The following is a 13,266-nucleotide window of genomic DNA, read 5'->3' as shown; positions in this document are numbered from 1 at the left end:
CATCCGCCTCCCGCGTAGAACAATCCATCTGGCGCATATGGGTATGCCCTGCTGAGCTACCGGAGACAGCCAATTTGCATAGCTCAATAGGGTTGACAGTATGTGAGCCGGTCAGTAGTATTGAGCCATCAATCCTAATGAGCCAACTGAGCCACCATGAAGCTGTACTACGGAAGAATCTCGACTCAGGACGGCCAGACCAGCGCCACGCAGTACGAAGACGCAAAGCAGCACGGTGTAGACCGCAAGCATGTCCACATTGACGAAGGTATCAGCGGCTACCATGTCGCGCCTCTGGACCGTGACGAGTGGAAGCGCGTTGAGGACAAGCTATCCAATGGCGGGGTCTTAGTGGTTCGCTGGCTCGACCGTATCAGCCGCCGCTACGATGAGCTACATGCCACCATGCAGCGCCTCATGGCTAATGGTGTACGGGTAGAGTGCACCCTGAATGGCATGGTCTTCGATGGTGCTGCGACTGACGCCATCAGCAAGGCCACTCGTGACGCCGTGCTTGCCTTCATGGCCGCTCAGGGTGAAGCGGACTACCTGAATCGTCGGGAGATGCAGCGTCGCGGTATCGCCAATGCCAAGCGCACCAGCCCCGAGAAGTACCAAGGTCGTGTCCGAGCAGCAGACGCTGCCTCAGTAGCGGCATGGCGCCGTGAGCATGGGGCCAGCATCGCAGCCACCGCAGAAGAGTTCGGCATTAGCCCTGCCACGGTAAAGCGGTACTGCGCAGAACAGGCCAGCGCCGCCCTCCCACAGAACGCTCTACAAACCCTGCGGAGCGTCTTCCGTGCTGAGGACTAGGGACCCTTCACCTGGACGGCTGGCGACGTTCTCAAATACTTTGCAGAAGCTGGGCAGAAAGCCCCCCCACCCTTTCTTCGTGCTGGATAGCGCCCTCGCCCCCGCTCAGATATTCCTGGCTGGGGCGAATCCATTCCTAAGCAATGCAGGCTACCCCGCCCAAAAATTTTGGGCTGGCTTAGCTACGACGCCGATGCTTGCGCTGGAAGTGGAAGCACGACCTGATTCATCATGCGGAAATTGGTTGTGCCGGGAATCGGGATTGCATCAAAGACAGTTACTGTAAATCCCTGTTTCTGACACGCTTCAGCAATCGCGAAGAAATGTTCCGCGTCGATGTCATGATTCGGCAGCGCAAAAACTTGCTGACCTAGCGGAGTCACACGGTAGATAGCCAGCTCAATCTTCTGTGCCGGGGTGTCATGGTGCAGGCGCATACCTCGGCCCCGTCCAATCAGGTGGATAAAGTTGGACTGGTCGCTTTCCATTGTCAGTGTTAGGCCAAGTCCACCTACGCCGCTAATCAAACCAAGTTCCTGCAGCGTGAGTAAATCACGAATCCCCCCTTTAAGGGCGCCTTCGTCAGCCAGTGCACCATACTTTGGCATAAAGGAGGCAAGGATGTAGCGGCTAAAGTGCTCGATCGTCTGTGCTTCGTCTGCGGAGAGATTCCTGAGAAAATCAAGTGTGCGCAGCGAAAACCGGCCTGGCTGTTTTACTTCTCCGGCAAGTACGCTTCCCCAAAGAGACTGCATTTGTTCAGATGACACATTCGCGGCGTTATCACGCCAACGGTACAGCCAATCCCCATCCACATTTGCTTCCGGTGCGGGGGACGGGTCTTGAGCAAGCGTTGCCTCCGCATGCAAAACAGCACGCGCCACATTCACTTCCTCGCGGACGACCTTAGCCGTTTGTGCCTGAGTTGCGTTTTGCATGACGAACTCAAGGCTCAGCGACGGTTCTTTCCTTCCATCGCTCATTTCTTGGGATGGTGCAGCAGCCGGGGCTGCCTCGATCAAGCGCACCGCTGGCCCAGCTCCGCTAAGCACTTTCTTGCCGGTTCGGATGTCTTCTGCGTCTTTCTCCGCTTGGGCTAGAAGAACCGTAGCGTCAGCTTGTGCCCGAGCCTCGCGCCGCGTTTGCCATGGCTTCAAGAGCATGCCCATGCCTCTTTCCGCAAGCGTGTCCCACATCTTGCTAAGAAGTTTTTCACCCGGATAGTCCATCTTTCGACTTTAGAGTTCTCGAAATGTGCGGAGACTTTACCACTTGTAGGATCGCTGTACAGTCTATGGCGTATTCCTCCACAGTATGCTGCTCGTCGGTCCGCCCGGCACCGGCAAGTCCATGCTGGCCCAGCGCCTGCCCGGGCTGCTGCCGCCCATGTCCCTCGATGAGGCGCTGGAGTCGGCCGCGGTGCTGAGCCTGACCCCGGGGGGCTTCAAGCCGTCGCGATGGGGCATGCGGCCGTGCCGCTCGCCCCATCACACGGCGTCGGGGCCGGCCATGGTCGGCGGCGGCGGCAACCCGCGCCCCGGCGAGATCTCGCTCGCGCACCACGGCGTGCTGTTCCTCGACGAGCTGCCCGAGTTTGATCGCAAAGTGTTGGAAGTGCTGCGCGAGCCGCTGGAATCCGGCCGCATCACCATCGCCCGCGCCGCGGGCCATGCCGACTTCCCGGCCTGCTTCCAGTTCGTGGCCGCCATGAACCCGTGCCCCTGCGGCTACCTCGGCCATCCGGAGCGCGCTTGCCGCTGCACGCCTGACCAGATCCGGCGCTACCAGTCGAAGATCTCGGGGCCGCTGCTTGACCGGATCGACCTGCAGATCGAAGTCCCCGCGCAGGACCAGGGCGAGATGCTGGACGGCCCCGCCGGCGAGCCCAGCGAAGTGGTGCGCGCGCGGGTGCTGGCCGCGCGCGAGCGTCAGCTTGCGCGGCAAGGCAAACCCAACAGCGAACTCTCCGGCCGCGAGATCGACCAGCACTGCCCGCTGGAGCCGACCGCCCAGGCCTTGCTGCGCGGGGCCATGGCCCGGCTGGCGTGGTCGGCCCGCTCCTATTTCCGGGTGCTCAAGGTGGCCCGCACGATCGCCGACCTCGAGGGCGCCGAAGTCCTGACCAGCGCGCATGTCGGCGAGGCAATCCAGTACCGGCGCGCGTTGCGGACGCCAGGCTAGCCCCGGAGGCGCCTCGGAACCCCGGTCAGTCCGGTGCGCTTCATGCTTCCTCCGACCACTGCACGCCCTCGCGCGCCATGAACGCAGACGACGCCGCCGGGCCCCAGGTGCCGGCCGTGTAGGGCCGCGGACCTTCATCCTGCTGGCGCCACGCTTCCAGAATCGGATCGACCCAGGTCCATGCGGCCTGCAGTTCGTCGCGCCGCACGAATAGCGCCAGGCGCCCCCGGATCACGTCAAGCAGCAGGCGCTCGTAGGCCTCGGCGCGACGCGTGGTGAAAGCGGAATCGAGGTTCAGCGCAAGGCTCAGCGGCTTGAGCTTCATGCCCTCGCCGGGCTGCTTGACCATCAGCATCAGCTGCACGGATTCTTCGGGCTGCAGCCGGATCACCATGCGGTTCGGCCTCAGCGTGCTGCCGGTGCCGAAAATGGAGTGCGGCACCTCGGCGAAATGGACCACCACCTCGGTCACGCGCTCCTGCATGCGTTTTCCGGTGCGCAGGTAGAACGGCACCTTGTTCCAGCGCCACGTGCCGAGTTCCGCGCGCATCGCAACGAAGGTCTCGGTGCGGCTGTCGGCCGGGATGCCGTCTTCCTCCAGGTAGCCGCGCACCAGCTCGCCGGCGATCGCGCCCGCGGTGTAGCGGCCGCGCACGGTGTTGCGGCGCACGTCCTCGGGCGACATCGGCCGCAGCGAGCGCAGCACCTTGAGCTTTTCGTCGCGCACGGCATCCGAATCGAGCGACGCGGGCGGCTCCATCGCCAGGATGCTGACCAGTTGCAGCAGGTGGTTCTGCACCATGTCGCGCATGGCGCCAGCCTCGTCGTAGAAGCCGCCGCGCGTGCCCACGCCCACGGTCTCGGCCACGGTGATCTGCACGCTCGAGACAAACGGCGTGCGCCACAGCGGCTCGAAGATGGAATTGCCGAAGCGCAGCGCCATCAGGTTCTGCACTGTCTCCTTGCCGAGATAGTGGTCGATGCGGTAGGTGCGGGGCTCGCTGAAGTAGCGCGTCACCACGTCGCTGATCGCGATGGCGGACGCCAGGTCCACGCCCAGCGGCTTCTCCAGCACGAGCCGCGTGTCGGCCGCGATCAGGCCGTGGCTCGCGAGGTTGTCGCAGGTGGCCGCGAACAGCCCCGGCGGCATCGCCATGTAGTAGACGCGCAAGGCCTCGTCGCGCAATGCCGCCGCCAGGGCCGGGTAATCGCCTGGCTCGCCTGCGTCGAGCTGCACGTAGTCGAGGCGCTGGAGGAAGTTCTGCCACTTCGCCGGGTCGAGATAGCGCGCATCGACGAAGGGCTGCGCGCGCTCGTCGGCAAAGCGCATGAAGGCCTCGCGCTGCCACGCATGCCGGCCTGCGCCGAGGATGCGCGTGCGCTCGGGCAGGTTGCCGTCGCGGTGGATCATGTACAGCGACGGCAGCAGCTTGCGCGCCGACAGGTCGCCGGTGCCGCCGAAGATGACGAGGTCCAGTGGCCGGGCGTCTGCGCCGGCGGAAAACGGGGCGGATCGTGTGCTTGGCATGGCGTATCTCCTTGCGTGCCGATCGTCGGCGGGGGTATGGCGGGGTGGGCTCGGGTCGCTGGCTGCCTGCCCGGTGAGCGGGCTCACCGGGTTTCAGTGACCTTGCTCAGGTACCGCGGCTGGTCCGGATGACGGCCACGCGCACGCGCCAGCGCTTCCGCGGCGAGGTAGAAACTCTGGATGGCGGCAATCGGGTCGAGCAGCGGATGCGCGGCCTCGGCCAGCGGCAGTTCCGCATCAGGCGTGCCGGCCGGCGCTGCCAGCAGCACGCGGGCGCCGCGCGCGCGCATCTCGGCCGCGAGCATCAGCAGCCCCTGCTGCTCCGGACCGCGCGGGGCAAACACCAGCAGCGGATAGCCCGCGCCGATCAGTTCCATCGGGCCGTGCCTCACTTCGGCGCCCGAAAACGCCTCGGCCTGGATGCCGGACGTTTCCTTGAGCTTGAGCGCGGCTTCCTGCGCCACCGCCAGGCCCGGGCCGCGGCCCAGTACCAGCATCTGTCGCGCGCCACGCAGCGCCGGCACCAGCGCGCTCCAGTCCAGCGTCGCGGCCATGCGCAGTGCGAGCGGCAGCGCTGCGCACGCGTCGGCCAGCGCCGCCGCGCCGGTGCGTGCGCGCTCCAGGTGCCCGACCAGCAGCGCCGACTGCGACAGCATGGCGATATAGCTCTTGGTCGCGGCCACGCTGTGCTCCGCCCCGGCGCGCAGCGGCAGCGCGTGCTCGCACGCGTGCGCCAGCGGCGACCCCGGCGCGTTGACCAGCGCCAGCGTTTGGGCGCCGCCGGCACGCAGTGCGCGCATGGTCTCTACCAGATCCGGACTGCGCCCCGATTGCGAGAACGCCACGGCCAGCTGCCCGGCCACGCGCAGCGCGCTTGCATGCAGCGTCACCGTAGACATCGGCAGCGAGGCCACGGGTACGCCGAGCCGCCGCGTGACCAGCGCGGCAAAGTAGCTCGCGGCATGGTCCGAACTGCCGCGCGCCACCGTCAGCACCGCCGGCCACGGCTGCGCGGCCAGCGCCTCGGCCAGCGCGGCCACTTCCGCGGCATGTTCGAGCTGCGCGGCCACCACGGCCGGCGCGCTCAATGCCTCTTCAAGCATTCTCGACACAACGTTCTCCTTCGACATGAACGGTCCGGATGTGCAGCGCGCGATCCAGCACGACCACGTCGGCCCAGCAGCCCGGCGCCAGTTGCCCGCGATCGGCCAGGCCCAGGTATTGCGCCGGATACAGCGACACGCGCCGCGAGGCATCCGCCAGGTCCAGTCCGATCGCGACAAAATTGCGCAGCGCCTGGTCCATCGTCAGCACGCTGCCGGACAGCGTGCCGTTGGCCAGCCGCACACTACCGCCGGCCTTGTAGACGGTCTGGCTGCCCAGGTGATAGACGCCGTCCGGCATGCCGGCCGCGGCGGTGGCGTCGGTCACGGCATACAGGCGCGGGATCGCGCGCAGCGCGGCACGGATGGCACCGGGATGCGCGTGCAGCAGGTCCGGAATCAGTTCGGCGTACTCGGCATGCGCCAGCGCCGCGCCGACCACGCCGGGCGCGCGGTGCTGCAGCGGCGTCATGGCATTGAACAGGTGCGTGAAGCCGGTGGCGCCCGCCGCCAGCGCGGCCACGGCATCCTCGTAGCCGCCCAGCGTATGGCCCAGCTGCACGCGCACGCCATGCGCGGCCAGCATGCGGATGATGTCCAGGTGCCCGGGCAGTTCGGGCGCCAGCGTCACGACCTTCAGGGGCGCGGCGCCGAGGTACTGCGACATCTGCTGCGGTGTGGCGATGGCCGGCGTATCGGGCTGCGCACCAAGCTTGCCCGGGTTGATGTACGGTCCTTCGAGATGCACGCCGAGCATGCGCGCACCGCCCGCGGGGCGCCGTGCACAAGCGCGGCCGAGCGCCTGCAGTGCGTTCAGCAGCACGTCATGCGGGGCCGTCATGGTGCTGCCGAGCAGACTGGTGGTGCCGAAGCGCGCATGCGCGCGCAGGATCACAGGCACCGCCGCCTCGCCATCCATGAAATCCTTGCCGCCGCCACCGTGGTTGAGAAGGTCGACAAAGCCGGGCACCACATAGGGCGCATCATTGTGCGCGGGCTCCGCCGGCACGCCCTCGATGCGCGCGATGCGACCGTCGGGTCCCACGTGGATTTCGCCGAGGACCCAGCCGGCCGGGGTCAGGATATTGCCCTTCATGGCAGAATTCTCCGCATTACAGGTCCGCCTTCAGAACAGGTGGATGATGCCGGCATAGGCACCCTGCTGGGTGACGCCAGGGTGCGGATTGGTGTCCGGCGACGCTTCGACCGAGAAGCTTGCATTTCGCGAGTTGAATACCGATGCGACCGTGCCGTACAGCGAGGTGCGGCGCGACAAGTCATACTTTGCGCCGAGTGTGACAAGCGTGCCATGGCCCGCATTCCGGTTCAGCGACGCGTAGTACAGGCCCGACATCAGCGTCAGCGCGGGCAGCAGGCGGTAGTTGGCCCCGATCCAGTTGCGGCCATAGACCAGCGTGGCCACCGAACTTGCCTGCATCCCCATCGGGTCGAGCATCCCGCTTTCGTCGTCGGTCAGGCTCATGCCGCGGCCAAGCAACAGCGTGCCCCAGTCATTGCCGGCAAGGCCAACCTGCGCACGGCGATTGAACAGCGGATCGGAGGCGCCGGTGCCCGATGTGATCATGCCCTCCATGTTGACCCAGCGCGCGTACGCCGCCGCCCAGGTCTTCGGTGCCGCGCATGCCCCAGAAGCTCACACCGTACTGGTTGCTGCCAAAGCGGAAAGTGTCGGCGTCGCCGCCAGGCCGGGCGATACCGTTGACATAGTCGAGGCCCGCCACCGCGCGGCCGTACAGGGTGATGCCGGCGGGGCTGGCGGATTGCGCACAGGCGCCGCCGGCCGACGCTGCGAGCAGCGCCGTCAGTGCAATGCGTTTCACGATCGAAAACTCCAGGAAAGGAGCCGACGCGACGCCGATCTACCTGCAGGTGGCGCGCAGGCTGGGCACGGCCATCCACGACGGACAGTGGCGTGTCGGCGATGCGCTGCCTTCGGAGCGCACGCTGGTGGAATCGCTGGGGATTTCGCGTGTCACCGCGCGGCGCGCGCTACAGGTGCTGGCCGAGGAAGGCGCGATCACGCGCAGCCGCGGCGCGGGCACCTTTATCGCGCCGCGCCCGGAGCCGAAGGCGGCGCGGCTGGACAACTTCAGCGAACTGGCGCGCCGGCGCGGCATGACGCCCGCCAGCGAACTGGTCGCATTCGAGCGCCGCAAGGCCACCGCGCAGGAAGCCGGCGTGCTGGCGCTGCAGGCCGGCGAGGAGATCGTCAGGCTGACCCGGCTGCGCAAGGCCGATGGCCAGACCTTCTGGATGGACGTCACCACGCTGGCGCTCGCGGTGCTGCCCGACGCCAGCGCCATCGGCGAATCGCTGTATGCGTACCTGGAACGGATCGGCCGGCCGGTGCTGCGCATTACCGAGAAGCTGCGCGCGGTCGTAGCCGACGAGGCGCTCTCCGCGCACCTGGCGATCGCACCCGGCGAGCCGCTGCTGCATATCCGGCGGATCGGCTACAGCCATGGCGACCAGCCGGTGGAACTGACCGACGCCTATTGCCTGAACGACTTCTACGAGTTGAAACAGTAACGCCGGGGGACAATCACCGGCGGCTCGACTGGCGGCGGGACCGGATCCTCCTCGGGCGGCAGCGGCAGGTCGGGCGGCACGCCCGGCGGCGATGGCTCCTCCAGCGGGGGCACGGTATGGCGCGGCAGCATGCGCGCGCGAGGTATCAGCGAGGCTGGCATACGGGTGTCTCCGTGGCGGGGTTTCCTCCTCATTGAAGCAAACCCCGCCGGGACGCGCCAGTGCCGGTGCTCAGGCGTGCTGGCGCCGCACGAAGAACAGCGCCGCGCCCACCGCCATCAGCACGCTGCCGAAGAAGCGGTTCTGCCACCGCACGGCACGCGCGTTACGGAACAGGCCCTGCATGCGCGACGCCAGCAGCGCATAGCCGTGCATGACGACCAGGTCGACGCCGCACATGGTCGCAGCCAGGATGGCGAGCTGCGGCGCCAGCGGCCGCGACGGGTCGATGAACTGCGGCAGCACGGCGACCATGAAGATGATGCCCTTCGGGTTGGTCACATTGGTCAGTAGCCCGGTCGCGAAACGCCGGCGGGGGCTCATGGGCGTCATGCGCACGGCGCCGCCGTTCGCTGCCGTCCCCTCTTCGACCCGCGCGCGCCATTGCTGCACGCCCAGGTAGATCAGGTACAGGGCCCCCACGGTCTTGACCGCGGCGAACGCATGCTCCGACGCCAGCAGCAGCGCCCCAAGTCCGCCACCGGCGACCAGCAGGATAATCACCAGCCCGGCCTGCAGGCCGAAGATCGTGGTCGATGTCCTGCGCACGCCATACGACAGCCCGTGGCTCATCGACAGCACCGCGCCCGAACCGGGCGACACCGCGATGACCCAGCATGCGGCGAAATAGGCCAGCCAGACTTCCCAACGCATCATATCTCTCCTTCAGATAAACCTTATGGGGCGCTTATGGGGCGCTTATGGAGCGCATCAGTACGGATGGAATCCGCCCAGGAACTGCTCCACCTGCTCGGCGTTGCGCTGGTCGCGCGCGCCGTCGCCCGATTCCAGCACCACGGCCTGGTAGGCGCGCGTGCCGACGGCGACAAGCCGCGCGGTCAGGCGGCGCGGCGAGTGGTCCTGTGGCGACACGCCGCTGACCTGCAGTTCGACGCCGTCGAGCGGCCGCGCCGGCTGGTCGGCCGACTGGATCGTCACCGCGCGCGTGTGCGCCGGTTCGCCGCCATGCACGCCGAGATTGGCAAGCAGGCCCGACTGCATCGCGGCCAGCGCTTCGCGCCGCAAACCGGCGTCGTCGGCCGGCAGCGTGACCACGCCGACTGCGAACAGCGTGTCGTCGACGCGCGCCGCTTCCATGGTCATCGGCAGCTTGTGCCCGGCAATGGTGACATCGCGCGCGGCGCTGGTGGGCTTGCCCGGATAGAGCGCGGCATAGCCGCCCTCGCCCGACTGGATCGTGCGCCAGTCATAGCGCGGCGAACACGCGCCAAGCCAGGCCACGGCGAGCATGGCCGGCAGCACCAGGCGAAGCCGGGAGAACCACTGACAGACCTGAAGAAGGGGCATCGGGGACGTGGCCGTACGGTGCGGCGCGTATTGTCGGGACCGGGGACGGCGGCGGGCAGGCGCCTGGCCGCCGGGCGGAAACCGGTATTATCCGGGAAGCCGCCGGCCCGTGCTTGCTGCGCTTCACACCATGCCCCCGCTCATTCTGCTCCGTCGCCCCTCCGTTCGTCTTGCGGCAGCCGCGCTGCTGGCATTGGCCATGCTCGCCAGTCCCGCGGGCGCCGGCACGCCACACCTGCCACCCGCGACCGACCTGGCCGCTCACGCCGCCGACGCGGCGCGCCGCGGAGAACCGTTAGTGGTCCTGGTTTCGCTGCCCGATTGCGGCTACTGCGACACCGTACGCAAGAGCTATCTCGGCCCGCAGGCGGCGGCCGGCGAAATCGCGGTGCGCGAAGTCGACATGACCGCCGACACGCCGCTGCGCGACACCGACGGCACCATGACCACCGCGCGCGCGTGGGCGCGGGCGCACCAGGTGCGCGTGGCCCCGACAGTGCTGTTCCTCGATCGCGACGGGCGGCAGGCAGCCGCCCCGCTGCGCGGCCTGCAGCCCGATTTCTACGGCGCCTATCTGGAACAGGCGCTGGGCCAGGCGCGTGCCGCCATCGCCACCGCGCGCTGACCCGCGCGGACTGCGGCGGATTGACGCAGGCGACGGATTGCAGCAACGCGCGGCGGCCGGGTTTAGAATGCCCTGTTGCCAGTTGAACGGGCCCGGCCCAAGCCGGACCGCATTGCCATGACAAACGCCGCTCCCGCCACTTCCAAACCCCGCAAGCTGTGGCCCATCGCCATAGTCGTCGTCGTGCTCGCCGCACTGGGCTGGTTCGGCTACCGCGCGCTGTCGCCGTCGAGCCAGGTACCCGCCGCCACGTTCACGCTGCTTTCGGGTGAGAAAGTCAGCACGGGCGACCTCAAGGGCAAGGTCTACCTGATCAACTTCTGGGCCACGAGCTGCGCCACCTGCGTCAAGGAAATGCCGGACATGGTCCGCACCTACGAGCAGTACAAGGGCAAGGGCCTGGAGTTCGTCGCCGTGGCCATGAACTACGATCCGCCGATGTACGTGATGAACTACGCCAAGACACGCGGGCTGCCGTTCAAGGTCGCGATGGACTCGGATGGCGCCGCGGCCAAGGCCTTCGGCAATGTGCAGCTGACGCCGACCACCTTCGTCGTCGACAAGGACGGCCGCATCCTGAAGCGCTATGTCGGCGAGCCCGAATGGGACGCGCTGCACAAGCTGCTTGACGGCGCGCTGGCCCAGGCCGCCTGACGAATTCCCGGCAACAGCTGCGAAAAGGTGCTCATCGAGCACCTTTTTTGTTGGGCTGATGCCGCGCGCGCTTCGACTGGCTTGCGCCCACGGCCTGTATGGATATACAGTTTGCGCCAGTCTTCCTGCCCGCCATCGACGGCGGCCACATCCCGAACCGCCCGTGTCACTGGATCTTGCCCCTCTCGCGGAATCGCCTTCCGCCCTTGCCGAACAAGCCTCGCCGGACGCCGACGTTCCCGCCTACCTGGCGCGGCTCAATCCGGAACAGCGGGCGGCGGTCGAGCACCACAGCGACGGGCCGCTGCTGATCATCGCGGGCGCAGGCTCGGGCAAGACCAACACGCTGGCGCATCGCGTCGCGCACCTGGTGCTCAACGGCGCCGACCCGCGCCGCATCCTGCTGCTGACCTTTTCGCGCCGCGCCGCGGCCGAGATGGGGCGGCGCGTAGAGCGCATCGTGGACCAGGCGCTCGGCACCAGTACCGGCGCCGGCCGCGCGGCGCTGCAGTGGTCGGGCACCTTCCACGCGATCGGCGCGCGCCTGCTGCGCGAATATGCGGAAACGCTGGGCCTGTCGCCGGCCTTCACCATCTGCGACCGCGGCGATGCCGCCGACCTGATGCACGTGGTGCGGCACGACCTGGGGCTGTCCGAGCAGGCCAGCCGCTTCCCGAAGAAGGAAACCTGCCTGTCGATCTATTCGCGCGTGGTCAACACCCAGGCCCCGCTCGAGGACGTGCTCAAGCTCTGGTTCCCGCGCTACACCATGTGGGTCGACGCGCTGCGGGCGCTGTTCGCCGGCTATGTCGAAGCCAAGCAGAAGCAGCAGGTGCTCGACTATGACGACCTGCTGCTCTACTGGGCGCAGGCGCTGACCGAACCCGCGATCGCGCAGGACATGGGCGCGCGCTTCGACCATATCCTTGTCGACGAATACCAGGATACCAATGCGCTGCAGGCGTCGATCCTGCTGGCGCTGCGGCCCGACGGCCGCGGCCTGACGGTGGTCGGCGACGACGCGCAGTCGATCTATGCGTTCCGCGGCGCCACCGTGCGCAACATCCTCGATTTCCCCGCGCAGTTCGCGCCGCCGGCACAGCAGGTCACGCTGTCGCAGAACTACCGCTCGACGCAGCCGATCCTGCAGGCCGCCAACGCCGTGATCGGGCTGGCCGCCGAGCGCTACACCAAGGACCTGTGGTCCGAGCGCGCGTCGGCCGAGAAGCCGGGCGTGGTCGTCGTCAACGATGAAGCCGACCAGGCCCGCTACGTGGTCGAGCGCGTGCTCGAGCGGCGCGAGGCGGGCCTCGCGCTGATGGCGCAGGCGGTGCTGTTCCGCGCCGCCGACCACAGTGCGCAGCTCGAGATCGAACTGGCCCGGCGCAATATTCCGTTCGTGAAGTTTGGCGGCCTCAAGTTCCTCGAATCCACGCATGTGAAAGATGCGATGGCCGTGGTGCGCTGGCTGCAGAACCCGCTCGACCGCATCGCCGGTTTCCGCACGCTCCAGTTGCTGCCCGGGATCGGGCCCAAGACCGCCGCGCGCGTGCTCGATGCGCTCGCGGTCGCCACCGAGCCGCTGTTCGCGCTCGAATCGTTCGAGGCGCCGCCAGCCGCCGCGCCCGCCTGGGCCGACCTGCTGGCGCTGGCCCGCACGCTGCTGGGGCCGGCGTCGCCGTGGCCGTCGGAGTTCGAGCAGGTCGTCGCCTGGTACCAGCCGCACCTGGAGCGCATCCACGACGATGCCGCCGCGCGCATGGCCGACCTGCAGCAGCTCGAACGCATTGCCGCGACCTACGCCTCGCGCGAGCGCTTCCTGACGGAACTGACACTGGACCCGCCCAGTGCGTCCAGCGACGAATCGGGCGTGCCGCTGCGCGACGAGGATTTCCTGATCCTGTCGACGATCCATTCGGCCAAGGGCCAGGAATGGAAGGCGGTGTATGTGCTCAATGCCGTGGACGGCTGCATGCCGTCCGACCTGGCCACGGGCACCACGGAAGAGATTGAAGAGGAAAGGCGGCTGCTGTATGTGGCGATGACGCGCGCCAAGGACCATCTGGACGTCGTGGTGCCGCAGCGCTTCTACGTGCACCAGCAGCCGGGGTTCGGCGATCGCCACGTGTACGCGTCGCGCACGCGCTTCCTGCCGAACCGGGTGATGCCGAACTTCTACAGCCGCTCTTGGCCGCCTCCGCCGATGCCGGGGGCGGTACCGTCGAAGGCAACGCTCGCACCGGTGGACCTGGCCAGCCGCATGCGCAATATGTGGCGCTGAGTCG

13 protein-coding genes and 1 pseudogene are annotated in these 13,266 nt (G+C 67.6%); 6 read left to right on the top strand and 8 right to left on the bottom strand.

Going from position 1 to position 13,266, the window contains the following annotated elements:
- Positions 1–156 precede the first annotated feature (156 nt).
- Positions 157–813: a recombinase family protein gene (locus AC3FNH_RS00800; protein WP_488718752.1), complete on the top strand. Its 657-nt coding sequence runs from the start codon at positions 157–159 to the stop codon at positions 811–813.
- A gap of 182 nt (positions 814–995) precedes the next feature.
- Here the strand turns inward: AC3FNH_RS00800 and AC3FNH_RS00795 are convergent, their stop codons facing one another.
- Entirely contained in the window at positions 996–1,982 is a 987-nt protein-coding gene (locus AC3FNH_RS00795) for a DUF2806 domain-containing protein (RefSeq protein ID WP_488718751.1), read from the bottom strand.
- A gap of 139 nt (positions 1,983–2,121) precedes the next feature.
- On the opposite strand from AC3FNH_RS00795, the pseudogene AC3FNH_RS00790 reads away from it, so the two are divergent.
- A pseudogene (locus AC3FNH_RS00790) lies at positions 2,122–2,994 on the top strand (YifB family Mg chelatase-like AAA ATPase); the annotation flags it as partial.
- A gap of 40 nt (positions 2,995–3,034) precedes the next feature.
- Here the strand turns inward: AC3FNH_RS00790 and zwf are convergent.
- The 5 genes from zwf to AC3FNH_RS00765 all read right to left on the bottom strand — a co-directional run bounded on the left by zwf (position 3,035) and on the right by AC3FNH_RS00765 (position 7,466).
- Positions 3,035–4,522: a glucose-6-phosphate dehydrogenase gene (gene zwf, locus AC3FNH_RS00785; RefSeq protein WP_276099311.1), complete on the bottom strand. Its 1,488-nt coding sequence runs from the start codon at positions 4,520–4,522 to the stop codon at positions 3,035–3,037.
- A gap of 83 nt (positions 4,523–4,605) precedes the next feature.
- Positions 4,606–5,625: an SIS domain-containing protein gene (locus AC3FNH_RS00780; protein WP_488718907.1), complete on the bottom strand. Its 1,020-nt coding sequence runs from the start codon at positions 5,623–5,625 to the stop codon at positions 4,606–4,608.
- Positions 5,618–6,721: an N-acetylglucosamine-6-phosphate deacetylase gene (nagA, locus tag AC3FNH_RS00775; RefSeq protein ID WP_488718750.1), complete on the bottom strand. Its 1,104-nt coding sequence runs from the start codon at positions 6,719–6,721 to the stop codon at positions 5,618–5,620. Before nagA ends, AC3FNH_RS00780 begins: the two co-directional genes overlap by 8 nt.
- A 30-nt stretch (positions 6,722–6,751) precedes the next feature.
- Positions 6,752–7,210, bottom strand: coding sequence for a hypothetical protein (locus tag AC3FNH_RS00770; RefSeq protein WP_488718749.1), 459 nt, complete (start codon positions 7,208–7,210; stop codon positions 6,752–6,754).
- Positions 7,137–7,466 carry a porin gene (locus AC3FNH_RS00765; protein ID WP_488718748.1) on the bottom strand — a complete coding sequence of 110 codons (330 nt, stop codon included), beginning with the start codon at positions 7,464–7,466 and terminating at the stop codon, positions 7,137–7,139. Before AC3FNH_RS00765 ends, AC3FNH_RS00770 begins: the two co-directional genes overlap by 74 nt.
- Between AC3FNH_RS00765 and AC3FNH_RS00760 the strand changes: the two genes are divergently transcribed.
- Entirely contained in the window at positions 7,456–8,175 is a 720-nt protein-coding gene (locus AC3FNH_RS00760; protein WP_276099308.1) for a GntR family transcriptional regulator, read from the top strand. The genes AC3FNH_RS00765 and AC3FNH_RS00760 overlap by 11 nt on opposite strands.
- Positions 8,176–8,406: 231 nt before the next feature.
- On the opposite strand, the gene AC3FNH_RS00755 is transcribed toward AC3FNH_RS00760, so the two are convergent.
- Complete coding sequence (locus AC3FNH_RS00755; RefSeq protein ID WP_276100626.1) at positions 8,407–9,048, bottom strand: LysE family transporter; 642 nt, start codon at positions 9,046–9,048, stop codon at positions 8,407–8,409.
- 57 nt (positions 9,049–9,105) lie between these two features.
- Positions 9,106–9,702 carry a hypothetical protein gene (locus AC3FNH_RS00750; RefSeq protein ID WP_276099306.1) on the bottom strand — a complete coding sequence of 199 codons (597 nt, stop codon included), beginning with the start codon at positions 9,700–9,702 and terminating at the stop codon, positions 9,106–9,108.
- Between the two features lie 130 nt (positions 9,703–9,832).
- Between AC3FNH_RS00750 and AC3FNH_RS00745 the strand changes: the two genes are divergently transcribed.
- The 3 genes from AC3FNH_RS00745 to AC3FNH_RS00735 all read left to right on the top strand — a co-directional run bounded on the left by AC3FNH_RS00745 (position 9,833) and on the right by AC3FNH_RS00735 (position 13,262).
- Complete coding sequence (locus AC3FNH_RS00745; RefSeq protein WP_488718747.1) at positions 9,833–10,327, top strand: SoxW family protein; 495 nt, start codon at positions 9,833–9,835, stop codon at positions 10,325–10,327.
- Between the two features lie 117 nt (positions 10,328–10,444).
- Positions 10,445–10,981 (top strand): TlpA disulfide reductase family protein, encoded by a 537-nt coding sequence (locus AC3FNH_RS00740; RefSeq protein ID WP_276099304.1) that lies wholly within the window; start codon positions 10,445–10,447, stop codon positions 10,979–10,981.
- Positions 10,982–11,144: 163 nt separating this feature from the next.
- On the top strand, positions 11,145–13,262 hold the full coding sequence (locus tag AC3FNH_RS00735) for an ATP-dependent helicase (RefSeq protein ID WP_488718746.1): 2,118 nt from the start codon (positions 11,145–11,147) through the stop codon (positions 13,260–13,262).
- Positions 13,263–13,266: the final 4 nt, after the last annotated feature.

This window comes from Cupriavidus sp. 22TCCZM01-5, assembly GCF_057798915.1.
The sequence above is the reverse complement of the archived record's forward strand: the minus strand, read 5'-3'. Positions and strand labels throughout refer to the sequence as shown.

Bases quoted from the DNA above. Each gene is read 5' to 3' on its own strand.
- AC3FNH_RS00800 (WP_488718752.1), top strand. From the start codon at position 157: ATGAAGCTGTACTACGGAAGAATCTCGACTCAGGACGGCCAGACCAGC.
- AC3FNH_RS00795 (WP_488718751.1), bottom strand. From the start codon at position 1,982: ATGGGCATGCTCTTGAAGCCATGGCAAACGCGGCGCGAGGCTCGGGCA.
- zwf (WP_276099311.1), bottom strand. From the start codon at position 4,522: ATGCCAAGCACACGATCCGCCCCGTTTTCCGCCGGCGCAGACGCCCGG.
- AC3FNH_RS00780 (WP_488718907.1), bottom strand. From the start codon at position 5,625: ATGCTTGAAGAGGCATTGAGCGCGCCGGCCGTGGTGGCCGCGCAGCTC.
- nagA (WP_488718750.1), bottom strand. From the start codon at position 6,721: ATGAAGGGCAATATCCTGACCCCGGCCGGCTGGGTCCTCGGCGAAATC.
- AC3FNH_RS00770 (WP_488718749.1), bottom strand. From the start codon at position 7,210: ATGATCACATCGGGCACCGGCGCCTCCGATCCGCTGTTCAATCGCCGT.
- AC3FNH_RS00760 (WP_276099308.1), top strand. From the start codon at position 7,456: ATGCGTTTCACGATCGAAAACTCCAGGAAAGGAGCCGACGCGACGCCG.
- AC3FNH_RS00755 (WP_276100626.1), bottom strand. From the start codon at position 9,048: ATGCGTTGGGAAGTCTGGCTGGCCTATTTCGCCGCATGCTGGGTCATC.
- AC3FNH_RS00750 (WP_276099306.1), bottom strand. From the start codon at position 9,702: ATGCCCCTTCTTCAGGTCTGTCAGTGGTTCTCCCGGCTTCGCCTGGTG.
- AC3FNH_RS00745 (WP_488718747.1), top strand. From the start codon at position 9,833: ATGCCCCCGCTCATTCTGCTCCGTCGCCCCTCCGTTCGTCTTGCGGCA.
- AC3FNH_RS00740 (WP_276099304.1), top strand. From the start codon at position 10,445: ATGACAAACGCCGCTCCCGCCACTTCCAAACCCCGCAAGCTGTGGCCC.